Origin of the sequence: Campylobacter sp. US55, assembly GCF_004378955.1 — a bacterium.
In the GTDB taxonomy this organism is placed as follows: domain Bacteria; phylum Campylobacterota; class Campylobacteria; order Campylobacterales; family Campylobacteraceae; genus Campylobacter_D; species Campylobacter_D jejuni.
The window spans coordinates 1-23,276 of record NZ_RYYF01000013.1; the positions used below are offsets into that span (position 1 = coordinate 1).

Genomic DNA, 23,276 nt, shown 5'->3' on the forward strand with positions numbered 1-23,276 from the left:
AGCAAGACAAGTTCTCCTAATTATGATATATCAAGTGAATTTAAAAACTCTATTTATACTCTAAAATATAAACAAGCTGATTTAAACACTAATACAGCTTATGGTTATAGTGTAGATAAAGATGGCTATATGGGAAGTGATTTTAACAAAGCTGCGGGACTTCCTGAAGATTTTAAGATGCATAAATCTACTTTAGATGAGATAGAAAGATTTAATTAACATAATATGGCTGATGAAACTAGTGGAAACTATTATAATAGTTTTGATATGGCTTCTATTGTTAAATCCTATTATAATAGCTTTAATCAAGTAATAAGTGCATTTCAAAATGATAAAACAAGTTTTAGTGAAGCAGATATAAATTCTATGCCTAAGGGGTATGCTATAAATGGAATAAAATCGATGGATTTTAATGATCCAAGCAATAGAATGAATATCACTCACCTAAGAGATTTTTCAAATTCTTTAATTTCAAATGTTTATCAAACCCCTGAACAAATGAAAGAAGCTGAAAGTTTATATATACAATCGGGATCTTTAATAGATGGCATAAATGGACATAGTTTTGGTTTATCCTTAGAAGAAATCAAAAATGTTTCTAAAGGTGAAGATTGGCAATTTAATCCTGATATGTCAGTTTATCCACAAAATGAAGATGGAAGTTATTCTAAAGAAGCTTTGTTTATGAGTTTTTTAAAATCATATGGTAGCGGACAACCTGTTGAGAGTCCAAAAACCACACTTAATCCAAAAGTAGAAGCTTACAATAGGGCTATGGCTAAAGAAATTTTAATGGTGATAGCGTTGCTTTAAATGACATTATGACAGGCAAAGTTGATTTTGCAAGTTTATTAAAAGGCTATGCACAAGATGGCTGGCTTGATGCAGATATATATGCAATGGATAAAGGAGTTGCTTGGCAAAATGCAAGCATAGGTTATGGTGGAGCTTTGTTTGATAATCAGTTTAATCAAGCAAAAGCTAATGGCTGGAAAGCAAGCAGTGAAAGTATAAATTCTTATGTTGGATCTATAATGGATAGATTAAATAATCTTATAGGACAAACTAGGGTTTAGAAAAAACTTTCGATTTTTTCTTGCATTATCTTAGCATCATTGATACGATTGACTTCATCTCTAAAGGCTGAAGCGTCTTTATGCCCTTTAGAATACTCGTGTAAATGCTTGCGAAATATACTTACGCCTTGATCTTTGTAGTGTTTTATCATTTCATCAAAATGTGTGAGTATGATTTGTTTTTTTAAATTTGTATCTACACTTTTACCGCTTTTGATTTCATAAAATATCCAAGGATTTCCTACGCTTGCACGCCCTATCATGAGTCCATCGCATTTTGTGATTTTATAAACTTCTTTAGCGTTTTGTGCGTTAATATCGCCATTTGCAATCACAGGAATTTTCACGCTCGCTTTAGCGCTAGCAATGGATTCATAATCGGCTTTTCCGCTATAAAGCTGTTTTCTTGTGCGTCCGTGGATACTTATAAAATCCACCCCCAAGCTTTCGCAAATTTTAGCCATTTTTTCAGGATATTTTTCATTAAATCCTAGTCGAAATTTCACACTTGTAAGGCTTTTTTTATTGTTTTCTTTAATCACTCCTACAAGATTTTTAAAAAGCTCTAAATTTTCTAGCAAAGCACTGCCAGCACATTGTTTAACAACTTTATTTACAGGGCAACCGCAATTAAAATCGATCCCATCTACAAAATCCATTTCATTTAGCATTTGCACTGCTTTTTTTAACACTTCTTTATCTCCACCTGCAATTTGGACTATATAGGGATTTTCTAATTCAGCTCTTTCTAACATATGTAAAGTTTTAGAACTTTCATAAACTAAGGCATTAGAACTTATCATTTCACTTATGGTAATATCAGCACCAAATTTTTTTACTACATTACGAAAAGGCAGATCTGAAAAACCTGCCATAGGGGCTAAAAACAAGGGTTTTTTGCTAAAATCTATCATTGTATGAGTTGGTTTAGATCGATTTTGATATTTTTTTCACGCAAGGCTAAAAAGGCTTTAAAATTATTAAATTTCTTATCATCATTGTGAATTTGCTCTCTTAACTCATCTAAAAGTCCAAATTCAGCTAAAAGATATAAATACGCTCTTAAAGCTTCGCTTTTTTCATTTTTAATTTTGTTAAAAATTCCTAAAATAGCATCAGGATTTAAAAGTTTAGTACTTAGTTTTGCTGCGTTAAGATAGTCTTTTTCGCTTAATATGTTGCGTGAAAGTAAAACTTCGTATTCTGCTGCACTAAGTTCTAAATTTCCTTCTTTAAAACGCTTGATAAGTGTGAGAACTTCAGAAGGCTTTTTAGGGATTTTTACATTTTTAATTTGCTCATAACTAGCTTTTTCTATAAGAGTGTTAAAAGCAATTTCTTCAAATTCATCTTTGATTTCATTAAGGTTTTTAAGTTTGTTATAGGCATAATTTGCATCGTTTTTGAGATGATTTTTTTCATTTTGCAAATATAAAACATTGTTATTTTCGAGTTTAAATTTGCTAAGGTTAAAAAATTCGTTTTTATTTAAACCATCAATAAGATCTAAAATTTCATTGATTTTATTTGAGTGTGGAATTTTTTCATGTGTTTTTATGGTTTTAAAAAGTTGTGCTACAGCTCTAAATTCTTTTGTTTGAAAAGTGGTTTTAAGATCTTTTTCAAGGAGTAAATCTTGAGTATAAGCTTCAAATTTAGCTGCATCTTTAAAAAAATGCTTAAATTTTAAATAACGCAAAAATCCATAAAATGCTATGTGTAAAACGGCTAAAATCATATAAATAAATAAAGGAATAACAAGCCATATCATAATAGGTAGTTCAAAGGTATAAGTGCTGATATTTAGAGTATAGCTTCCTAGTTCTAGATGCCAAGCAAAGGCAAAAATAAGTGCTATATAAACAAAACTTGCAAGTAAGAAGAGTTTAATTTTCATGTTTTTTTCCTTGTTCTGCAATTTGACGGCAAGTGATACAATATCTTGCGTGAGGTTTGACTTTTAGTCTTTGAGAGTCGATTTCATCATCGCAAGATTGGCAAATTCCATAAGTACCGTTTTTGATTTTATCTAAAGAATCTTCGATTTCTATAAGTTCTTCTTTGAGATTGGTGCTGATAGTAAAGTCAATTTGAGAGCCTGTTTCTATGACAGAAAAATCTACACTATCGCTTGGGACGCTATTTTGAAGAGCTTCGATTTCATTTGAATTGCTTTGCAAATTTTCTAAGATGGCTTTTTTTCTTTCTTCTAAAATATTTTTGAAATTTTGTATTTCATTTTTTTTCATTTTAAAACTTTCTATTTGTGATAAGGGTGATTGTTGTTGATGCAAAATGCACGATAAATTTGTTCTAAAAGTAAGGTTTTAACAAATTGATGTGCTAAAGTAAGTTTGCTTAATGATAGTCTAAAATCCAAACTTTGATTAAATTCTTCTCTTAAACCATAAGCACCGCCTATAAAAAAACTTAATTCATTTTTATCTTGGATGAGTTTTGCAAATTCTATACTTGTAAGTTCTTTTCCTCTTTCATCAAGAGTGATACAATAGCCTTTTTTATAAGGCATAAAAGCTTCTTCATAGCTTTTTTTTGCTTCTATGGCATTTAAATTTTGAGCTAAGGCTATTTTTTTATTAAAAACATTTATTTCTTTTAAAGTGGCGTATTTGGAGATGAGTTTAGAGTATTTCTCACTCCAAGTTTTAAATTCATCACTTTTTTGAATACAAAAGATATTAACTTGCAAATTATTTTCCACTAAAAAATTTTAGTACATCGCTAAGATATTGTTTTTGTTCTCCTCTTTCAACTATGGCATCTATAAGTCCATGTTCTAACAAGAACTCTGCTTTTTGAAAGCCTTCAGGTAAATCTGCTCCTATGGTTTGTTTGATAACTCTTGCACCAGCAAAACCTACTAAAGCTTCAGGTTCAGCGATGATTAAATCTCCAAGCCAAGCAAAAGAAGCACTTACCCCACCCATAGTAGGATCAGTTAAAATGCTAATATAAGGAAGTTTTTCTTTGCTAAGAAGTTTAAGTGCGGCGCTAGTTTTGCTCATTTGCATTAAAGAATAAGTACTTTCCTGCATTCTAGCTCCACCACTTGCACTTACGATGACAAGAGGGGTTTTACTTGTGATGGCTCTTTGTATAGCTCTAACGATTTTTTCTCCTTCAACAGAACCTAAAGATCCGCCCATAAAAGAAAAATCAAATACAACAAGTTGGGTTTTTAAACCATTGATTTCACATTCTCCACTCATGACAGAACTTTTTCTACCTGTTTTACTTTCACCTTCGCTAAGGCGTTTTTTATAGGATTTGCTATCAACAAATTTTAAAGGATCTATAGCTTCTAAATTTGCATCATACTCAATAAAACTGCCTTCATCACTTAAAAGTTTAATACGTTCATCAGCTGAAATTCTCATGTGATAATTACATTTAGGACAAACATTAAAACAAGATTCTATTTCTTTATAATACATCAAAGCATGACAACTTTGGCATTTTACCCAGTGATTTGGAGCTTCTTTAATACTAGGTTGTTGTCTTCTTATTTTTGAAAAAATATCTGCAAAATTCATATATTCACCTAATTATTTTTTAAAAATTCTAAGATTATATCAAAAATTTTCTTGTCTTGGCTTAGGAGAAGGAAATTTTCATTTTTTTCTATATATAAATTTTGATGAATTGTTAAAGCAGCTACTGTATCAAAAATTCGTGTTTTTCCAAGAATTAATACAAAACTAAAATACGAAGCATAAGCGAGACTTAAGGCTGTTGCACCCAAAGAGCGAAATTTTAATTGATTTTTTGTTAAAAAATCGAGAAGCTCTGGATAAAGTGAAATTTTTTCAACTATACCTATTTTAGAAAATAGATTAGGTGTTAAGGGTGAGTATTTTGGATCGGAAAGATTGGATTTAAAAGCTTGATTGTTATTAAAAGCAAAAATTTCTTGACTGACAAGATTGCAAACAAAAGCGCTTTTTGCCTGATCTTTTTCCATGAGAGCTACAGAAGTTCCATAAAATGGTATTTTAGAAACAAAATTTGAACTTCCATCCAAAGGATCAAGAATCATTTGTTTTGGGCTAGCTTTTCCGATCAATCCGCTTTCTTCAGAAAAAATTTGTCCAAAACAACTAAGATATTTTATGAAAATTTGTTCACATTTTAAGTCAAGCTCATAGCCTTGATTTTTATCATAGCCTAATTTAGAGCAAAGTTTAAGATCATTTTGTGGGATATTGTTTAGATACTTGCGTATTTGCAAATTTGCATTCAAGCAAGCATCTAAAAATTCTTTCATTAAAAGCGTGTTCCAAGATTAAATTCAAAACTATTAGTATCATCACCTTTTTTATCATTAAGAGGTTTGGCAAATACAAGCTGTAAAGGTCCAATTGGTGTAATCCATTCAATGCCTATACCTGTACTCATTCTTTTTATTTCATCTAAATTTTTACGTCCTATCATACCATAATCAAAAAACACGCTACCACGAAGTTTGATTCTATCAATCAAAGGAAAACTAAGTTCTACGGAATTGGCAAAAGCTATGGTTCCGCCTACTTCATCTCCCCATTGATTTTTGGGGCTTACCGTTCTGCTTTCAAAACCGCGTATCGATCTAATACCACCTAAATAAATTCTTTGATTAATTGGCAAATAGCCTTCATCCCATACTTTATAAAAACTCGCTTTATAGCGATAAATAAGATCATATCCTATATAGTCTTGCAAACCTTGATAAAAGTTAAATTTAGAGCTTGATGAAATAAATTCTTGATCTCCGCCAAGTCCAGCGTATTCTAAACTAGTTGAAGCAATGATACCTGATCGTGGCAGATAATAATCATCTGTATTGTTAAAGGTGATTGCTGGAGTTATAGAGCTTTTAATACTTTTGCCAAGTTCATATCCTGTTCTTAAAAGAGTTGGACTTAAGTGATATATATCGCTTTGTTCAAGATTATAAGTTAAGCTTACATTATAGTATCTTGCAAATTGGCGTCCAACTGTTATATCAAAGCCGTAATTTTTTTCTGAATAATTATCCCATTCATAGTCATTTGAATAAAGTGTTCCACCCAGACTATATTGACTATCAAGAACGCGTGGATTTATGAGACTAATCCTTCCTGATAAGGTATCATCGCTTTTATCTACGCTTACAGAACTTTTTATTCCTGAACCAAAGATATTTGTATCTGATAAAGAAGCGTTAAGCAAAATACCATCGCTTGATCCATAGCCAATGCCTCCAGAAATAGCTCCTGTAGAAGCTTCTTTAACATCAACAATCAAATCAATATGTGTATCATCAACTTTTTCTTCTTTGATATTTACATCGTCAAAATAAGAAGTTCTTTTTAAAGCATTTTTTGACTCGCTTAAGTCTGTTCTATTGTATAAATTACCTTCTGTTATATATAATTCTCGGCGTATGACGCGATCTACAGTACGTGAATTTCCTGAAATAATAACATTTCTTATATAAACTTTATCATGAGGGATTACTTTAAATACAACGGTGGCTTCTTGAGTTTGATCATTTTTTTGAATATCAGGATAGACTTCTACAAACGCATAACCCAAATCAGCACTTTGTGTTTCTATGGTTTTAACATCTTTTCTAATGTCTTCGATATTGATAGTTTTGCCAGTGCTTGATCTTAAATCTTTTACGGTTTGTGCATTTTGCTTATCATCAAATAAAGGATTTTCTATGCTTATACTTTTAATTTTATAAGGCTTTCCTTCTTTGATAAAATAAGTCAAATTTGCTTGATAAGTATCTGTGTAGGTTTTAAGATAAGGCGAGGATACTTGAACATCTAAATATCCTTTTTTCATATATTCATCAGCAATTCTTGAACTATCGTTACTAAGTTCAAAAACTTTTAATTTTCCATCATTGCGTCCCCACATCCATCCCATAAATTCTTTTTCTTTATTAACAACAGCAGGTTCTATATCAGAATATGAAAATTTCTTGGCTCCACTTAAATGAACATTATCAATAATGATATTTTCGCCACGATTTACTATAAATTCAAGCTCTAGTCCATCAGTATTTTCTAAAGTCTTTTTTTTGTATTCTACAATAGTATCAAAATAACTTTTTGCTTCATAATAAGCTTTAATGCGTTCAATAGCTTCTTTTATACTTCCTTCATCAAGTAGTGTGCCTCTTTTAATCCCTAAAATACTTTCAACTTGTTTTCTATCATTTGAAGCTATACCTGTGATAGTAACCTTTGCTATAGTTGGTTTTTCAGTAACTATAATTTCTAAAATTCCATTGTTATTATCTACCGCGATATTTTCAAAATAATTTTGTTTATAAAGATTAAGAATAGCAGTGTTGATTTTTGCAGGATTTATTTCCTCGCCTATTTTAAGCCCTGTAATATTCATGGCACTTGTATTTGATAAGTGGTTTAATCCGATAAATTTAATATCTTTAATGGTTGCTGCATTGGCTATAGCAACTAAAGCACAAATACTAATAAGATGTTTTTTCATTGATTTTTTACCTAAAGCTTTATTAAAAGCTGTATAATAGCAAAAAAAATTTAACAAAAAACTAAGGTAGAAAGTATGAAAATAGCAATTATAGGGCTTGGGCTTATGGGTGGATCTTTAGGGCTTTGTTTGAAAGAAAATAAGCTTATTTCTTGTGTTTATGGTATGGATTTAAGTAAAGAAAATGAAAAAGATGCCCTGCGATTAGGTCTTATTCATGAGCTTATAGAATTTAAAGATTTAGCTTTATGTGATATGATTTTTGTCGCAACTCCTGTTAATGCTATTATAGAAATTTTGCAAAAGTTAGTTGATTTGCCTTCTAATGTAACAATTATAGAGCTTGGAAGTACAAAAAGAAAAATTATAGAAAGTTTGCCTAAGAATTTAATCAAACAAACTCTTTTTGCTCATCCTATGACAGGAACTGAAAATTCAGGCCCAAAAGCGGCTTTTAAAGAGCTTTATAAAGATGCAGTTTGTGTTCTTTGTGATAGTGAAATAGCTGATGACTTGCATCAAAAACGAGCAGTGGAAATTTTTTCTCATTTAGGGATGAAAATTGTTTTTATGGATAGTAAAGCCCATGATCATCATGCTGCTATTATTTCTCATTTGCCTCATGTTATAAGTTTTTCTTTGGCAAATTTTGTAATGAAAGAAGAGGATAAAAGAAATATTGTTCATTTAGCTGGAGGATCTTTTAAAGGTATGAGCAGAATTGCCAAATCATCGCCACAAATGTGGGAAAGTATTTTTTTACAAAATAAAGATAACTTATTAAGTTCTATTGATTTTTTTCAACAAGAATTAGAGAGATGTAAACAAATGATACAATTAGACAAAAATGATGAATTAAGAGAATGGATGAAACAGGCTAATACTCTAAGAGAAATTTTATAAATTTGCTAGATATTTACTGAAAATATAATAGAATTTATACTAAAAACAACAAAAACATTGAAAATTTTTAAGGAAGGTTATGGCAAAAAGAAAAGGCAAAACTTATTTATCTGTTTTAATTTTAGTTTTAATAGCAATTTTGATTTTTTTTATTTCAAGATTAAGTATTTTTGAAAAAAATCCTCCTCAAATTTTAATGCCAGATGTTGTATATACTGATCTTAAAAAACCTATTTTAGTGCATGTTAAAGATGATGAAAGTTCTATCAAAAATGTACAAATTATATTGCATAAAGACGACAATACTAGTGCAATGATTATAGCAGATGAAAAGATTTCTAATTTAAAAGATATTACCTTGCAAGTTGCTTTGCCAAAATTTGGTTACAAAGAAAATGTAAAATCTTTTGTTTTAGAGGTGATAGCTAAAGATTCTAGTTTTTGGAATTTTTTTAGTGGCAATGAAGCAAGAAAACAAATTGCGGTATTAGTAGATAATACGGCTCCAAAAATCAATATCATAAGCAATTCTTACCAAATCGAGCAAGGCGGTGCTGGGGCAGTTGTTTTTAAGGCCGATGATGCTAATTTAGATAAGGTGTATATAGAAACAAATAAAGGTAAAATCTTTAAAGTTACACCTTATGTAAAAGAAGGGTATTATGCGGCTTTGATTGCTTGGGATGCAAGAGATGAGGAATTTCGCGCATTTGTTATCGCTACGGATAAAGCAGGAAATATTTCAAAAGAACGTATAAGGTATTATTTTGTTAATCGTAAATATCGTGTTTCAAATATTAATTTAACGGATAAATTTTTAGATGGAAAGATTGAGAATTTAGCCAATCAATACGCTCCAAAAGATAATAATCTCAATCGTTATGAAAAATTTAAGTTTGTCAATGAAACTTTAAGAAATAGCAATGAAGAACTTATCCATGAAATCACTTCAAAAGTACCTGAGGAAAAAATTGATAATTTTGATTTGAATTTATTTTTACCTCTTAAAAATGGTATGAAAGTAGCGGATTTTGCTGATCATAGGTATTATTCTTATAATGGGCAATTTGTGAGTGATTCTTATCATATGGGGCTTGATCTAGCAAGCGTAGCACAAGCTCCTATCATAAGCAATAACGCAGGCAAGGTTGTTTTTGCTGCTGAAAATGGAATTTATGGTTTAAATTTAATTGTTTATCATGGTTTTGGAGTATATAGTCTTTATGGGCACTGTTCTTCTAAAAATGTTGATTTAGATGAAATGATTAATAAACAAAGCATTATAGGCAAAACAGGAACAAGTGGTTTAGCCTTAGGTGATCATTTGCATTTTGGAGTTTTGGTTCAAGGAGTTGAAACGCGTCCTGAACAATGGCAAGATAAAAAATGGATAGAAAATAATATTTACAATGTTTTAAATGATGGTAAAAAGATAATTTTAGGAAAAAATTAATGAAACAATTAACTTTAGCAAAAACTGTCAAAGGCGTAGGTATAGGACTTCATAAGGGTGAACCCATAGAAATTACTTTAGAGCCTTTAGAAGCAAATAGTGGTATAGTATTTTTTAGAAGCGATCTTAATGCAAGCTATAAGGCAAGTCCTGAAAATGTGATCAATACTCAAATGGCAACTGTTTTAGGAGATGATCGTGGATTTATTTCTACAATAGAGCATTTAATGAGTGCGATTAATGCTTATGGAATCGATAATGTACGCATAGTTTTAAATGCAAATGAAGCTCCTGTTATGGATGGATCAAGTATTAGTTTTTGTATGATGCTTGATGAAGCAGGGGTAAAAGAACTTGATGCGCCTAAAAAAATTATGGTAATTAAAAAGCCTATAGAAGTAAGAGATGGTAATAAATTTGTGCGTTTAACTCCTACTAAAGAACCCCGTATTAATTACACAATTAAATTTGACAATGCTGTTATAGGTGAACAAAGTTACAATTTTGAATTCAGCAAAAAAAATTATATAGAAAACATAGCAAGGGCTAGAACTTTTGGTTTTTTAAAAGATGTTCAAGCTCTTAGGAGTATGAATTTAGCACTAGGTGGAAGTTTAGAAAATACTATAGTGGTAGATGAAAATCGTATTTTAAATCCTGAGGGTTTGCGTTTCAAAGATGAGTTTGTAAGACATAAAATTTTAGATGCAATTGGAGATTTAACCTTACTTGGATATCGTGTTTTTGGAGATTATACTTCATATGCTGGGAGTCATCATTTAAATCATTTGCTTACTAAAGAAGTTTTAAAAGATAAAGATGCTTATGAAATTGTAAGCCTTGAAAAAACAACCCAAAAAGCTTATGAAAAGGTATTTGCATAAAAACCTCTCTTTTGCTTAATGCCTTATCTAAGCCTTTAATGATCGGAATTTATCAAGATGATGAACTTATAAAAACTTATAAAAGTGAAGAAAAAGCAAGCGAATTTTTACCAAAAATTTTAGATGAATTGCTTAAAGAATATGATTTTACAAGTTTAATTTATGCTAATGGTCCAGGTTCTTATATGGGGATTAAAATTTCTTATGTAAGTTTGAGTACTTTAAGTATAGTAAAAAATATTCCTTTATTTGCGGTGAGTGCTTTTGAATTAAATGGCTATAAACCCATAAGTGCAAATAAAAATTTTTGTTTTGTATATAAGGAAGGTGAAATTTGCTTAGAACAAAATATCCCAGCAGAGTTTTTTTTACCAAAAAATTTACAAGAGCTTAAACTAAATAATGATAATCTTCCCTTTTATTTTTTAGATGCAATTTAGGATGAAATTTGAAAATTTTAGTTCCCGCTACGAGTGCGAATTTAGGGCCAGGTTTTGATTGTTTAGGACTTAGTTTAAAGCTTTTTAATGAAACTCAAATCCAAAAATCAGGTGTTTTTAGCATCAGTATTGGAGGTGAGGGCAGTGATAATATTTTTCTTAAAAAAAACAATATATTTGTAAATATTTTTTATGAAATTTATGAAAAACTAAGTGGAAAAAAAGATAATTTTCGTTTTATTTTTCAAAATAACATTTCTCTTTCAAGAGGGTTAGGAAGCTCTTCAGCTGTGATTGTTGGAGCTATTGCCAGTGCTTATTATATGAGTGGATTTAAGGTAGAAAAAGAACGTATTTTAGATGAAGCTTTAATTTATGAAAACCATCCAGATAATATCGCTCCAGCTACTCTTGGTGGTTTTGTGTGTTCTTTGGTTGAAAAAAATAAAGTTTATAGTATCAAAAAAGAGATTGATAAAGATTTAGCTGCTGTGGTTGTGATCCCAAATTTGGCAATGAGTACGGAACAATCACGCCAAGCTTTGGCTAAAAATTTAAGTTTTAATGATGCGGTTTTCAACCTTTCTCATGCTTCATTTTTAACCGCTTGTTTTTTGGAGAAAAAATATGAATTTTTAAAATTTGCAAGTCAAGATAAGCTCCATGAAATCAATCGTATGAAAAACTTACCGGAGCTTTTTGAAGTGCAAAAATTTGCTTTAGAAAATAAAGCTTTAATGAGCACACTTTCAGGTTCGGGATCGAGCTTTTTTTCTTTAGCTTTCAAAGATGATGCTTTAGCTTTGGCAAAGAAAATGCAAACAAAATTTAAAGATTTTCGTGTGCAATATTTAGAATTTGATGATAATGGCTTTGAAATTTGCTAAAAAATATAAAAAAAAGATATAATTTTGAAAAAACATATACCAATTAGAATGTGCATAGTGTGTAAAAACCGCTTTGAGCAAAATATGTTATTTAGATTTAAAGTTGTTTTAGGAGATATTGTGCCTAAAGCAGAACATGGAAGAAGCGGATATTTATGTCAAAATTGTATTGAGAAAGAAGATAAAATCTTACAAAAAGCATTTTCTAAAATATGTAAAAATTTAAATACTAAAATTACTCAGCAAGGACTTAAGGAGATATTTTTAAATGGCAAAGATTAGAATTCATGAAATCGCAAAAGAATTAGGTTATGATAGTAAGGAAATTATTGAAAAGGCAAATGAATTGGGGCTTGGAATTAAAACAGCATCAAATGCTGTAGAACCTGAGATTGCAGCAGCTATTTATGAGTATATACAAACAAGAGAAATTCCAGAAGCTTTTAAGAAAAATATCAAAACTCCTACGGCAAAAAAGCCTAAAAAAGAAAATATAAAAGAACAAGAAAAGCTAAATGAATCTGAAAAAAAAGAACCTAAAAAAGAAGAAAAGCTTAAACAAGAAGTTAAAAAAGAAGAATTAAAAGTTGAAAAAGAAAATGCAAAAGAGGAAGAAAAACAAGAAATTATTGATGCTCATAAGCCACAAAGCCTTGCTAGTGCAACTTTAGCCAAAAGACGCGGACTTGTCATTGTTAAAAAGAAAAAAGACGAAGAAGAAATTCAAGTTAAAAAAGAAGAAGTAAAAAATTCAAATGATATATCTATCAATAATGAAGATCGCTTAAGTTTAAAAACCATGTTTTCAAATGCTGATGAGAGTTTGAAGAAAAAGAAAAAAGAAAAAAAATCTTTTGTTGCGAGTAAAAAAGAAAGTACCGAAAAAATGAATTTTTTAGATGAACATGATTTTGGTGATATTTCTTTAGATGATGAAGATGAGGTAGTGTTACCTGATTTTAGTGTAAAAGAACAAGAAAAACCACAAAATATTAATAAAAAACAACCTAATTTTATAAGACAAGCTGTTGGAAATTCTGCGGGTTTTGGGCTTGAAGGTGGAATTCAAAGAAGAAGTCGTAAAAAACCACCTAAAAAGATTGAAAAAAAGGAAGTAGAAGAAGTAAGTAGTGTTTCTATTTCTAAAGAAATTCGTGTGTATGAATTCGCTGATAAGATAGGAAAAAGCACTAGTGAAGTGATTTCAAAACTTTTCATGCTTGGAATGATGACAACAAAAAATGATTTCTTAGATGAAGATGCGATTGAAATTTTGGCTGCTGAATTTGGTATAGAGATCAATATCATTAACGAGGCTGATGAGTTTGATTATGTAAAAGACTATGAAGAAGAGACTGATGAAAAAGATTTAGTGACTAGAGCACCTGTGATTACCATCATGGGGCATGTTGATCATGGTAAAACTTCTTTGCTAGATTATATCAGAAAATCACGCGTTGCAAGTGGTGAAGCAGGGGGTATTACTCAGCACGTGGGTGCTTATATGGTAGAAAAAAATGGACGTAAAATTACTTTTATCGATACCCCAGGTCACGAAGCTTTTACTGCTATGCGTGCAAGGGGTGCAAGTATCACTGATATTGTAATCATTGTTGTGGCCGCAGATGATGGGGTAAAACCACAAACCAAAGAAGCGATAAATCATGCTAAAGCAGCAGGTGTGCCTATTATTATCGCTATTAACAAAATGGATAAAGAAGCAGCAAATCCTGATATGGTAAAAACTCAACTCGCAGAAATGGAAATTATGCCAGTAGAATGGGGCGGATCTTATGAATTTGTAGGAGTTTCGGCTAAAACAGGAATGGGGATTGAAGATTTGCTTGAAATTGTGCTTTTACAAGCTGATATTTTAGAACTTAAAGCCAATCCAAAAAGTTTTGCTAAAGCAAGCATTATAGAAAGTTCTGTGCAAAAAGGGCGTGGTGCAGTAGCTACTATCATCGTGCAAAATGGAACACTTACTGTAGGAAGTACTGTGGTTGCAGGCGAGGCTTATGGAAAAGTGCGTGCGATGAGCGATGATCAAGGTAAAGCTTTAAAAGAAATCAAACCAGGTGAATGTGGGGTTATCGTAGGACTTAGTGAAGTAGCAGATGCAGGTGAAATTTTAATTGCAGTAAAAACAGATAAAGAAGCAAGAGAATACGCTAATAAACGCCACGAATACAATCGCCAAAAAGAACTTAGCAAATCCACTAAAGTTAGCATTGATGAGCTTGGAGCTAAGATCAAAGAAGGTAATCTAAAAGCCTTGCCTGTTATTTTAAAAGCTGATGTGCAAGGATCTTTAGAAGCTTTAAAAGCAAGTTTAGAAAAACTTAGAAATGATGAAATTAAAGTTAATATCATTCATAGCGGGGTAGGAGGGATCACACAAAGTGATATAGAGCTTGCAAGTGCGAGTGAAAACTCTATAGTGCTAGGTTTTAACATACGCCCAACAGGGGAAGTTAAAGAGCGTGCTAAGGATAAAGGTGTAGAAATTAAAACCTATAATGTGATTTATAATCTTTTAGATGATGTAAAAGCCTTACTTGGTGGTATGATGAGCCCGATTATTTCTGAAGAGCAATTAGGACAAGCAGAGATTAGACAAGTGATCAATGTACCAAAAATCGGACAAATCGCAGGTTGTATGGTAACTGAAGGGGTGATTAACCGTGGAGCCAAAATTCGCCTTATTCGTGATGGAGTTGTGGTTTATGAAGGCAATGTAAGTTCGCTTAAACGCTTTAAAGATGATGTTAAAGAAGTGGCAAAAGGCTATGAGTGTGGCGTAGGTATAGAAGGGTGTGATGATATGAGAATGGGTGATTATATAGAAAGCTATAAAGAAGTAGAGGAACAAGCAAGTCTATGAACCCAAGTGAGATTAAAAAACTACGCACCGAAAGTATCTTAAAAGAGCTAATCCCTGAAGCTTTAGCAAATTTAGATGATGAAAATTTGAAAAATTTGTGTGTAGTGGATGTAGAGTGCAAAAAAGGCAGATATGATGCTTTTGTGTATCTTGATAAGATGTTTTTTAATGTCCATGAGCAAGAAAAAATTTTATCTTCTTTAAAAAAGGCAAGTAGAGCTTTGCAAAATTACTGCATGAGTGAGCAGGGCTGGTATAGGTGTCCGAATTTTCATTTTAAATTTGATGATAGGCTTGAGTATCAAAACCATATGGATGCACTTTTTGAAAAAATAAAAAAGGATAAAAATGAATCTTGAAGCCCTTTGCAAAGAAGCAGAACTTAGCTTTTATGATGATGAGCTAGTAAGTGAAAATGGCAGAAAAATTTATAGAATTTATGTGCAAAAAGAAGGTGGGGTAAATCTTGATGATTGTGCAAGGCTTAGTGAAATTTTATCGCCTATTTTTGATGTAGAGTCACCTGTAAATGGGGAGTATTTTTTAGAAGTATCTTCACCAGGACTTGAAAGAAAACTTAGTAAGATAGAACACTTTGCTAAAAGTATAGGTGAACTTGTGAAGATTGCAACCAATGAAAAAGAAAAATTCGAAGCAAAAATCATTGCTGTAGATGATGAAAATATCACTTTAGAAAATTTAGAAAATAAAGAAAAAACTACTATAAATTTTAATGATATAAAAAAAGCTAGAACCTTTGTGGAGTGGTAAGAAATCTAAATATGATTTAAAAATAGCATAATTTAAGGATTTGGTAATGTGGAATTTAGATGAAAAAAAATTACAAGAAATGCTTGATGGCTTTTTAAAATTTCAAGAAGTATGGACTTTAGAAAAAGTTAAAAATATGACTCTTGAAGAATATACTAACATTAAAAAAGATAATCCAAATAGAGATGATTTTACTTTTTGGATAGAAAGCAAATTGGATAATCTAGGAAGTATTTGGGGTGGCTCAGCTTTTAAATTTGGTATATATAGAAGAAATGATGAAAGTCAGAAAGAATCTTCTAGCGGTAGATTATATAGTCAAAATTATGCTTGGATTGCTAAATATGGCAATAATGAAAATGAAGCATTTAATAATATCAAAGAAAAAATCATACAAATAATACAAGCAAGTCAATATAATAATTTAAAAGCTATAGAAAAAATAGATTTTGGGGATGCAATTAAATGGAAAATAGCTTTTCATTATCAAGATGTAAAGAATATAAAAATAGTTAATATTTTTTCTAAAAATGTTTTAGATTTAATATCTTTGAATGAATTTAAAGAAAAATTAAAAATATATCAAATACATAAAAAATTATTAGAGAATAAAAATTTATCATTAGTTAAAATGATAGAAAATATAGCTATTCCTTTATGGAATAAATATGGCATGGATAGTCAAAATTATATAGATAAAATGAAAAATTTATTTAGTGAATATTTAAATAAAAAGAAATTAGATAAAAATACTATAAATAAATATATTCAAGTTATAGAAAATATATCAAAAGAATTTTTAAAAGAAAATCTATATAGTTGTGATTTATTTAGTTTTGATCAAAATATAAATAAATTAAATAAAAATGAAGAATTTAAGTTAAAAAACAGCAATGGAAACAATATGTATTCTAGTGCATTGAATTATTATAGGGCTTTTTTGATTGATTATTATGAACAAGATATTTTTATAACTGAAAGAGTGCAATCTGAGGAATCAAATATGAAAATTATACCCTTAAATCAAATTCTTTATGGACCTCCGGGCACAGGAAAAACTTATCATACTATAGATAAAGCTTTGGAAATTTTGGGCGAAAATTTAGAAAGTAGAGATGATAAAAAAGCCAAATTTGATGGGTATGTAAAAAATGGACAAATAGTATTTACTACTTTTCATCAAAGCTATGGATATGAAGAATTTGTAGAAGGCATAAAGCCTGTGATGAATAATAAAGCAAATTCTCAAGAAATACAATATGAAATAAAAGATGGAATTTTTAAAGAACTTTGCGAAAAAGCTTTGGATAATTATGGGAATAGTATCTTAAATGCAGATGAGTTGAATAAAAAAATAGAATTAAAAGAAAAGGTTGAAAATTTTTTAAATTGGCTTTTGGAAACAAATGAGCCTATTGGTAAAACAAAGGGTGGAAATTTCTTTGTTGTTGAAATTGATAATAAAACAATTGTGATTTATAGTGAAGGCGTAGAGAGATTCGATGGAATTTTTAATTTAAATTTATCTATATTTATGGAGTTATTAAAATACAAAGATGAATTTAACAATGCTACTGAAATGTTTAAAAAGGTATTTAATAGAGGTTATGCTGATAGAGCTCATACTTATTACTTTAATTTAGTGAAAAAATTTAAAGCATATGAAAAACAATTAACCGCAAAGATTGAAAATAATAAAAACAATGATAATTCTTTAAAACCTTATATAATCATCATAGATGAAATCAATCGTGGTAATGTAAGTAAGATTTTTGGTGAGCTTATAACCTTGATAGAACCTAGTAAAAGGATAGGTGAAAAAGAAGAGTTAAAAGTGACTTTGCCTTATAGCGGTGAAAAATTTGGAGTGCCTAAAAATGTTTATATCATAGGCACTATGAATACAGCCGATAGAAGCATAACTTCTCTTGATACAGCTTTAAGAAGACGCTTTGAATTTATTGAGATGATGCCTGATGTGAGCAAATTATCTATGGATTGCGAAGGTATTAATTTACAAGAATTATTAAAAGCTATAAACACTCGTATAGAATATTTACTAGATAGAGAAAAAACCATAGGACACGCATTTTTTATAGGTGTTGAAAATTTAAATGATTTAAAAAGTATTTTTCAAAACAAAATTATCCCGCTTTTGCAAGAGTATTTTTATAATGATTATGCTTTGATTAATGCGGTTTTAAATGATAATGGTATGATTTTTAAAGATAAAAAAGATGATAAATATCTTCAAAAAATAAAAAATCTAGATAGTGTTAATAGCGAGAGAAGTATTTATGATATTGCTTCATTTGATGATAAAATTTGGGATAAAATAGAAATATATCAAGCAATTTATAATGATGAAATAGCAAATAAATTAAAAAACGAAAATGAATAGCACTTTTTCCATCATCGAATACCAAGCTTTTTCTAAAGAAGATTTAAAAGAAATTTTCAAAGAAAAGGCCGAAGGGTTTTATAAAGAGCTAGAAGACTTTGCAAAAAATAATGAAAGTCTTTTAGGCTTTAAAAACAAAAATACCTTAAAAGCTAAAAATTATGTTGGCATTATACAGACTAAAAGTGGGGTTTTGGAGATTTTGCCAAAATGCACGAATTTGGATAGTTATAAAAAAGAAGATAGTTCTTCAAATCATGACAAAGAAAAACTAAGAAGATGTTATGAATTAGACAATATTTCTAAAAATAATGATTTTTATGAAAAAGATTTTAAATTTAATCCCAAAAATCTTTTGATAAATATGCTAAAAACCTTAAAAAACTCCCCCTTTAAAAAATCGCAAATTTCATCTTTGCAAAGTTCTAAAATTCCTTTATTTGAAGTGTTTATCACTATGTTTTTAGATGAATTTGATAGCGTATATAAAAAAGGCTTGATGAGATCTTATCTAAGTTGCGAAGAAAATAGGGCTTTTTTAAAGGGAAAATTACTATTTAACGAGAATATCAAGCGAAATTTGATACACAAAGAAAGATTTTTTACAAGCAATGATGAGTTTGTTTTAGATATAGCACCCAATCGTTTGATAAAATCAACGCTAAATTTTTTAAAATCCAAAACAAGTTTGAATAAATTTAGACTTATAAAAGCCATGCAAATGCTTGATGAGGTAGAATTTTCTAAAAATTATGAAAAAGATTTTAGTTATAAAATTTCAAGACATTTTGATTATTATGAAAACTTGCTTTTGTGGTGTAAAATTTTCTTAAAAAATGAAAGTTTTATGCCTTATCATGGTAAAAATGAAGCTTTTGCCTTGCTTTTTCCTATGGAAAAAATTTTTGAAGATTATGTAGCTTATATGCTAAAAAAAGTAAATCCAACTCAAGATATTAAAGTCCAAAACAGTGGAAAGTATTTAATCTCAAAAAATGATGAAAATTGTTTCATGCTAAAGCCTGATTTATATATAAAAAATAAAATGATCCTAGATACCAAATGGAAAATTCCAAATGATAGTGAAGATGAGAAAAAAGAGGGTATAACACAAAGCGATTTGTATCAAATGTTTGCTTATGCTTGCAAATTTAAAATTTATGATATTAAACTTGTGTATCCTTTATGTGAAAAAACTCAAGATTTACAAAGAAAAATCGCAGAAAAATTTTTTGTTTTTAAGGCAAGCGAACATTTGTATTTTAAAGAACAAGGGCAAAAAGATATAAAAGTGCAAGTGTGTTTTGCACCTTTACCTTTTTAAAAATTTGCCTATCAAATGCGCTAAAAAACCAAAGCAAGCTACAGCTATGATACAAGCACCGCTTGAGAGATTAAGATAATAGCTAAGTATAAGTCCTAAAATGCAAAAAATCATACTTAAAAAACTTGCCAAAATCATGATAAAGCCAAGTCTTTTAGTGAAATTTTCAGCAATAAAGCTTGGGATACTAAGTAAAGCCATAACCAAAATAAGCCCTACAAGGCGTATGGAAATAACTATGCAAAAAGCCATAAGGGCGATTAAAAGATAATGAAAAAAACTTGTATTGATACCACGAACTTTTGCAAATTCCGCATCAAAGCTTAATGCTTCAAATTGTCTATAAAATAAAAAGATCAAAAGCACCACCATGCCATCAACCAAAGTCATAAGCCATAAATCTTGTGTTCCTACAGCCAAAATGCTCCCAAAAAGATAAGCCATTAAATCTGTGTTATAACTAGGGCTTAAATCGATTAAAATAATCCCAACAGCCATTCCAAAAGCCCAAATTACAGCGATAATACTATCACTTCTGTGTTCATAGCGTTTAGCTAAAAAAGCTACTAAAAAAGCCAAAAATAAAGTAAATATTCCCGTGCTTAATAAAATAGGTAAAGAAAAATAAAAAGCTATACCTATACCACCAAAAGCCCCATGTGTTATACCTCCAGCCATAGAAAAAAGGCGATTTATCATCACCAAAGTACCTATGATCCCACAAGCTATACTGACTAAAATCGCTCCTAGTAAAGCGTTTTGAAAAAAGGTGAAATTTAAAATTTCAAGCATTATTTTCCTTTGAAAATTTTAAACAAAAATTTTCTTTTTTAAATTTTGTTTTTTTCAAATTTCTTCTTGTAAATTCTTGTTCGCATAGTTTTTTACTATCGCAATTTTCTTCATCGCAAAAACAAGTATTTAAACTCATTTCTACATCACAAAAATGAGAGTGGTTTTCGTATAAATGTTTTAAAAATGAACTTTTTTCTTTTTCTTTAGTGTTGGTATGTAAGAAAAGTTCTTTGTTTAAATGTGCAATTTTATCGCTATAAGCTAATACAAGGTTGATATCGTGACAAATGAGTAAAATTCCCATACCTTTTTGGTGCAAGGAGCTTAGAAGTTCAAAAATTTGTATAGCAGACTTGTTATCAACGCTTGCGGTAGGTTCATCTAAAATAAGCATTTTGCATTCACTAGCTAAGGCTCTCGCGATAAAAACGCGTTGTCTTTGTCCTCCGCTTAGAGAATCAATGGTTTTGTTCCAAAATTTTTCCATTCCTACGCTTTTTAAAGCTTGCATAGCTTTTTCTTTATCTTTTTTTCTATAAAAACCAAAAATTTTTTTACTTACAAGTCCCATAAGAACGATTTCAAGTACTCTTGGACAAAAATTAGGATTGGCTAGAGTGTGTTGAGGAACATAGCCTATTTCTTTTCTTTGAAGAGCTTTGAAATGGATTTTATTATGAGATTTTAAAAGTCCTAAGATAAGTTTTACAAGTGTTGATTTTCCTGCACCATTTGGACCTATGATAGAGAGAAAGTCTTTATTGTCGTAGCTAAGATTGATGTTTTTTAAGATGATTTCATTATCATAAGCGTAGTTTAGATTAGAAATTTCAAAAAAAAGCATCAAAAAGCCTGATTATAAATTATGAGAAAAGGCATCAGCAGTTTTTAAAAGCTCATTTTCCCAATCATAAGATAAATGATCTATTTTGTAAATTTTTGCATCACATTCTTTAGCAAGTGTTTTTGCTGCATTTTCAGGGAAACCATTTTGAACAAAAATGACTTTTAAATTTTTATTTTTCATTAGAGTGATAAGTTTTTGCAAATCTTTGCTTTTTGGTTCTTTGCCTAAAATTTCTACAGGAATTTGCGTAAGATTATAGCGTTTTGCAAAATATGTCCAAGAAGGATGATAAACTACAAATTCTCTATTTTTTAATTTTTCTAATTTTGAGGCAATTTGTAAATTTAAACTATCTAATTCTGCTAAAAATTTATCTAAATTTTGTTTATATAAATTTTTATTTTGTGGATATTTTTGAATCAAGGCGTCATAAATATTTAAAGCCATAGTTTGGACTAAAATAGGATCTAGCCAAGTATGAGGATCAAAATGCTCATGTTCGTGGTGCTCGTGAGAGTGCTCGTGAGTGTCATGAGTTTGAATTAAAGCTATGTTTTTTTGCATATTTATAACTTGAAGTTTTGGAAAATTTTGTTTAAATTTATCCGTAAAAACTTTTTCAAATTCTAAGCCTATAGTGAAATAAATATCACTTTTTTCAAGTTTTTTTATGGTGTTTGGTTTAAATTCAAAATTATGCTCATTGCTATTTGTGGGCAAAATAACATTGACATCTAGAGTATTTGCAGCTATTTTTTTAACAAAAAATGCTTGAGGTGCTATACTGACACTAACTAAATTGCTACTAGTATTTTGTTCTTGCTCTAAATTTTTAGCTTGCGTGAAAGTATAAAATATCCCTAAAGATAAGATAAATAATATAATTTTTTTCAAAATATTTCCTTCGATATAAATTTTTTCTAAATTATAACGATATTAAGCTTAATACATAGAATTTTTGAAGCAATATTTAAATAAAAATAATAAATATAAATTAATTTAAATATTTATTAAATAAAATTTTTATTACTTTTATATTTTAAGTAAAAATTTAAATTTTTTAATTTATAATTCTAAAACTTGATGAAGATATCCCTAAAAATAATATTAGAAAGGAGTGCTTAAATTTATGAAAAGCGTAAAATTGAAGGTTTCACTGATTGCAAATTTAATCGCAGTAGCGTGTTTGATAATTTTAGGTGTTGTAACATTTATGTTTGTAAAACAAGCAATTTTTCATGAAGTTGTAAAAGCTGAAACAAACTATGTTAAAACAGCAAAAAATTCTATGGAGTCTTTTAAGGCGAGAAATTCTTTAGTTCTTGAAAGTTTGGCTAAAAGTATTTTAAAACATCCTGTAGAACAGTTGGATAACCAAGATGCTTTAATGCGTTATATTGGAAAAGATTTAAAAAATTTTAGAGATGCTGGAAGATTTTTAGCGGTTTATATCGCTCAACCAAATGGTGAACTTGTTGTAAGTGATCCAGACTCTGATGCTAAAAATTTAGATTTTGGAACTTATGGAAAAGCTGATAATTATGATGCTAGAACAAGAGAATATTATATAGAAGCAGTTAAAACAAATAAACTTTATATTACCCCATCTTATATTGATGTGACTACAAATTTACCTTGTTTTACATACTCTACCCCTCTTTATAAAGATGGTAAATTTATAGGAGTTTTGGCTGTAGATATTCTTGCGGCAGATTTGCAAGCTGAATTTGAAAATTTACCAGGCAGAACTTTTGTATTTGATGAAGAAAATAAAGTATTTGTTTCTACGGATAAAACTCTTTTGCAACAAGGTTATGATATTAGCACAATTGCAAATCTTGCAAAAACCAAGAAAGATCTTGAACCTTTTGAGTATACCAGACCAAAAGACGGCAATGAAAGATTTGCTGTATGTACAAAAGTTTCTGGAGTTTATACTGCTTGTGTTGGGGAGTCAATAGAACAAATAGAATCTCCAATATATAAAATTGCATTTATACAAACTGCGATTGTTATTTTTACAAGTATTATTAGCGTCATCCTCCTTTATTTCATCGTATCAAAATACCTCTCTCCACTTACAACTATTCAAACAGGTTTAAATTCA

22 protein-coding genes and 2 pseudogenes are annotated in these 23,276 nt (G+C 29.8%); 14 read left to right on the forward strand and 10 right to left on the reverse strand.

All coding sequences use genetic code 11. The annotated features are described in order from the left end of the window. Both ELQ07_RS08220 and ELQ07_RS08380 read left to right on the forward strand, forming a co-directional pair. Window positions 1–219 (forward strand): annotated as a pseudogene (locus ELQ07_RS08220) (hypothetical protein); the annotation flags it as partial. Between the two features lie 519 nt (window positions 220–738). After that, window positions 739–1,076 (forward strand): annotated as a pseudogene (locus tag ELQ07_RS08380) (hypothetical protein); the annotation flags it as partial. Here the strand turns inward: ELQ07_RS08380 and ELQ07_RS07890 are convergent. The 7 genes from ELQ07_RS07890 to bamA are packed head-to-tail and all read right to left on the reverse strand — an operon-like array spanning window position 1,073 to window position 7,580. Then, window positions 1,073–1,990 carry a tRNA-dihydrouridine synthase gene (locus tag ELQ07_RS07890; protein WP_096702955.1) on the reverse strand — a complete coding sequence of 306 codons (918 nt, stop codon included), beginning with the start codon at window positions 1,988–1,990 and terminating at the stop codon, window positions 1,073–1,075. The pseudogene ELQ07_RS08380 and the gene ELQ07_RS07890 sit on opposite strands and share 4 nt — an antisense overlap. Beyond that, window positions 1,987–2,973 carry a hypothetical protein gene (locus tag ELQ07_RS07895; RefSeq protein ID WP_134224970.1) on the reverse strand — a complete coding sequence of 329 codons (987 nt, stop codon included), beginning with the start codon at window positions 2,971–2,973 and terminating at the stop codon, window positions 1,987–1,989. The genes ELQ07_RS07890 and ELQ07_RS07895 overlap by 4 nt, the downstream gene beginning before the upstream one ends. Further along, complete coding sequence (gene dksA / locus ELQ07_RS07900) at window positions 2,963–3,325, reverse strand: molecular chaperone DnaK suppressor DksA (protein ID WP_134224971.1); 363 nt, start codon at window positions 3,323–3,325, stop codon at window positions 2,963–2,965. The genes ELQ07_RS07895 and dksA overlap by 11 nt, the downstream gene beginning before the upstream one ends. Window positions 3,326–3,336: 11 nt before the next feature. Next, a complete protein-coding gene (locus ELQ07_RS07905) occupies window positions 3,337–3,786 on the reverse strand; it encodes a 23S rRNA (pseudouridine(1915)-N(3))-methyltransferase RlmH (RefSeq protein WP_180752899.1) in 450 nt (149 codons plus the stop codon). A 1-nt stretch (window position 3,787) separates the two neighbouring features. Then, window positions 3,788–4,630: an acetyl-CoA carboxylase, carboxyltransferase subunit beta gene (accD, locus tag ELQ07_RS07910; protein WP_096702959.1), complete on the reverse strand. Its 843-nt coding sequence runs from the start codon at window positions 4,628–4,630 to the stop codon at window positions 3,788–3,790. An 8-nt stretch (window positions 4,631–4,638) separates the two neighbouring features. Beyond that, on the reverse strand, window positions 4,639–5,361 hold the full coding sequence (locus tag ELQ07_RS07915; RefSeq protein ID WP_134224972.1) for an inositol monophosphatase family protein: 723 nt from the start codon (window positions 5,359–5,361) through the stop codon (window positions 4,639–4,641). After that, window positions 5,361–7,580 carry an outer membrane protein assembly factor BamA gene (gene bamA, locus ELQ07_RS07920; RefSeq protein ID WP_096702963.1) on the reverse strand — a complete coding sequence of 740 codons (2,220 nt, stop codon included), beginning with the start codon at window positions 7,578–7,580 and terminating at the stop codon, window positions 5,361–5,363. Before bamA ends, ELQ07_RS07915 begins: the two co-directional genes overlap by 1 nt. A gap of 75 nt (window positions 7,581–7,655) precedes the next feature. Between bamA and ELQ07_RS07925 the strand changes: the two genes are divergently transcribed. The 11 genes from ELQ07_RS07925 to ELQ07_RS07975 all read left to right on the forward strand — a co-directional run bounded on the left by ELQ07_RS07925 (window position 7,656) and on the right by ELQ07_RS07975 (window position 19,527). Beyond that, complete coding sequence (locus tag ELQ07_RS07925; protein ID WP_002860956.1) at window positions 7,656–8,483, forward strand: prephenate dehydrogenase; 828 nt, start codon at window positions 7,656–7,658, stop codon at window positions 8,481–8,483. A 79-nt stretch (window positions 8,484–8,562) separates the two neighbouring features. Beyond that, a complete protein-coding gene (locus ELQ07_RS07930; RefSeq protein ID WP_060816533.1) occupies window positions 8,563–9,936 on the forward strand; it encodes a M23 family metallopeptidase in 1,374 nt (457 codons plus the stop codon). Continuing rightward, on the forward strand, window positions 9,936–10,820 hold the full coding sequence (gene lpxC, locus ELQ07_RS07935; protein ID WP_002859351.1) for a UDP-3-O-acyl-N-acetylglucosamine deacetylase: 885 nt from the start codon (window positions 9,936–9,938) through the stop codon (window positions 10,818–10,820). The genes ELQ07_RS07930 and lpxC overlap by 1 nt, the downstream gene beginning before the upstream one ends. A 38-nt stretch (window positions 10,821–10,858) precedes the next feature. Next, window positions 10,859–11,260, forward strand: a complete 402-nt coding sequence (locus ELQ07_RS07940; protein WP_032599159.1) for a tRNA (adenosine(37)-N6)-threonylcarbamoyltransferase complex dimerization subunit type 1 TsaB — start codon at window positions 10,859–10,861, stop codon at window positions 11,258–11,260. 8 nt (window positions 11,261–11,268) lie between these two features. Continuing rightward, on the forward strand, window positions 11,269–12,147 hold the full coding sequence (thrB, locus tag ELQ07_RS07945; RefSeq protein WP_032589724.1) for a homoserine kinase: 879 nt from the start codon (window positions 11,269–11,271) through the stop codon (window positions 12,145–12,147). A gap of 24 nt (window positions 12,148–12,171) precedes the next feature. Next, on the forward strand, window positions 12,172–12,429 hold the full coding sequence (locus ELQ07_RS07950) for a YlxR family protein (protein WP_002870410.1): 258 nt from the start codon (window positions 12,172–12,174) through the stop codon (window positions 12,427–12,429). Then, complete coding sequence (infB, locus tag ELQ07_RS07955; protein WP_070316773.1) at window positions 12,416–15,031, forward strand: translation initiation factor IF-2; 2,616 nt, start codon at window positions 12,416–12,418, stop codon at window positions 15,029–15,031. Before ELQ07_RS07950 ends, infB begins: the two co-directional genes overlap by 14 nt. Next, window positions 15,028–15,390, forward strand: a complete 363-nt coding sequence (rbfA, locus tag ELQ07_RS07960; protein WP_002778650.1) for a 30S ribosome-binding factor RbfA — start codon at window positions 15,028–15,030, stop codon at window positions 15,388–15,390. Before infB ends, rbfA begins: the two co-directional genes overlap by 4 nt. Further along, a complete protein-coding gene (rimP, locus tag ELQ07_RS07965) occupies window positions 15,380–15,802 on the forward strand; it encodes a ribosome maturation factor RimP (protein ID WP_070316772.1) in 423 nt (140 codons plus the stop codon). Before rbfA ends, rimP begins: the two co-directional genes overlap by 11 nt. A 46-nt stretch (window positions 15,803–15,848) precedes the next feature. Continuing rightward, complete coding sequence (locus ELQ07_RS07970; protein ID WP_134224973.1) at window positions 15,849–18,203, forward strand: McrB family protein; 2,355 nt, start codon at window positions 15,849–15,851, stop codon at window positions 18,201–18,203. Further along, on the forward strand, window positions 18,196–19,527 hold the full coding sequence (locus tag ELQ07_RS07975) for an McrC family protein (RefSeq protein ID WP_134224974.1): 1,332 nt from the start codon (window positions 18,196–18,198) through the stop codon (window positions 19,525–19,527). Before ELQ07_RS07970 ends, ELQ07_RS07975 begins: the two co-directional genes overlap by 8 nt. Here ELQ07_RS07975 and ELQ07_RS07980 read toward each other — a convergent pair. Genes ELQ07_RS07980 through ELQ07_RS07990 form a run of 3 tightly spaced genes read right to left on the reverse strand, consistent with a single transcriptional unit; the run spans window position 19,516 to window position 22,063 of the window. Further along, the gene (locus ELQ07_RS07980; RefSeq protein WP_070316769.1) at window positions 19,516–20,319 is read right to left on the reverse strand and encodes a metal ABC transporter permease; all 804 of its coding nucleotides are present in this window, start codon (window positions 20,317–20,319) and stop codon (window positions 19,516–19,518) included. The genes ELQ07_RS07975 and ELQ07_RS07980 overlap by 12 nt on opposite strands. Continuing rightward, a complete protein-coding gene (locus tag ELQ07_RS07985) occupies window positions 20,312–21,166 on the reverse strand; it encodes an ABC transporter ATP-binding protein (RefSeq protein ID WP_070316768.1) in 855 nt (284 codons plus the stop codon). Before ELQ07_RS07985 ends, ELQ07_RS07980 begins: the two co-directional genes overlap by 8 nt. A 12-nt stretch (window positions 21,167–21,178) precedes the next feature. Beyond that, window positions 21,179–22,063, reverse strand: a complete 885-nt coding sequence (locus tag ELQ07_RS07990) for a zinc ABC transporter substrate-binding protein (protein ID WP_088303778.1) — start codon at window positions 22,061–22,063, stop codon at window positions 21,179–21,181. 235 nt (window positions 22,064–22,298) lie between these two features. Here ELQ07_RS07990 and ELQ07_RS07995 point away from each other — a divergent pair. After that, the coding region (locus ELQ07_RS07995) for a cache domain-containing protein (protein ID WP_208359327.1) at window positions 22,299–23,276 on the forward strand (978 nt) is incomplete at its 3' end.

Excerpts from the sequence above, each read along its gene's own strand:
- ELQ07_RS07890 (WP_096702955.1), bottom strand. The coding sequence starts at position 1,990 with ATGATAGATTTTAGCAAAAAACCCTTGTTTTTAGCCCCTATGGCAGGT.
- ELQ07_RS07895 (WP_134224970.1), bottom strand. The coding sequence starts at position 2,973 with ATGAAAATTAAACTCTTCTTACTTGCAAGTTTTGTTTATATAGCACTT.
- dksA (WP_134224971.1), bottom strand. The coding sequence starts at position 3,325 with ATGAAAAAAAATGAAATACAAAATTTCAAAAATATTTTAGAAGAAAGA.
- accD (WP_096702959.1), bottom strand. The coding sequence starts at position 4,630 with ATGAATTTTGCAGATATTTTTTCAAAAATAAGAAGACAACAACCTAGT.
- ELQ07_RS07915 (WP_134224972.1), bottom strand. The coding sequence starts at position 5,361 with ATGAAAGAATTTTTAGATGCTTGCTTGAATGCAAATTTGCAAATACGC.
- bamA (WP_096702963.1), bottom strand. The coding sequence starts at position 7,580 with ATGAAAAAACATCTTATTAGTATTTGTGCTTTAGTTGCTATAGCCAAT.
- ELQ07_RS07925 (WP_002860956.1), top strand. The coding sequence starts at position 7,656 with ATGAAAATAGCAATTATAGGGCTTGGGCTTATGGGTGGATCTTTAGGG.
- ELQ07_RS07930 (WP_060816533.1), top strand. The coding sequence starts at position 8,563 with ATGGCAAAAAGAAAAGGCAAAACTTATTTATCTGTTTTAATTTTAGTT.
- lpxC (WP_002859351.1), top strand. The coding sequence starts at position 9,936 with ATGAAACAATTAACTTTAGCAAAAACTGTCAAAGGCGTAGGTATAGGA.
- ELQ07_RS07940 (WP_032599159.1), top strand. The coding sequence starts at position 10,859 with ATGATCGGAATTTATCAAGATGATGAACTTATAAAAACTTATAAAAGT.
- infB (WP_070316773.1), top strand. The coding sequence starts at position 12,416 with ATGGCAAAGATTAGAATTCATGAAATCGCAAAAGAATTAGGTTATGAT.
- rbfA (WP_002778650.1), top strand. The coding sequence starts at position 15,028 with ATGAACCCAAGTGAGATTAAAAAACTACGCACCGAAAGTATCTTAAAA.
- rimP (WP_070316772.1), top strand. The coding sequence starts at position 15,380 with ATGAATCTTGAAGCCCTTTGCAAAGAAGCAGAACTTAGCTTTTATGAT.
- ELQ07_RS07970 (WP_134224973.1), top strand. The coding sequence starts at position 15,849 with ATGTGGAATTTAGATGAAAAAAAATTACAAGAAATGCTTGATGGCTTT.
- ELQ07_RS07975 (WP_134224974.1), top strand. The coding sequence starts at position 18,196 with ATGAATAGCACTTTTTCCATCATCGAATACCAAGCTTTTTCTAAAGAA.
- ELQ07_RS07980 (WP_070316769.1), bottom strand. The coding sequence starts at position 20,319 with ATGCTTGAAATTTTAAATTTCACCTTTTTTCAAAACGCTTTACTAGGA.
- ELQ07_RS07985 (WP_070316768.1), bottom strand. The coding sequence starts at position 21,166 with ATGCTTTTTTTTGAAATTTCTAATCTAAACTACGCTTATGATAATGAA.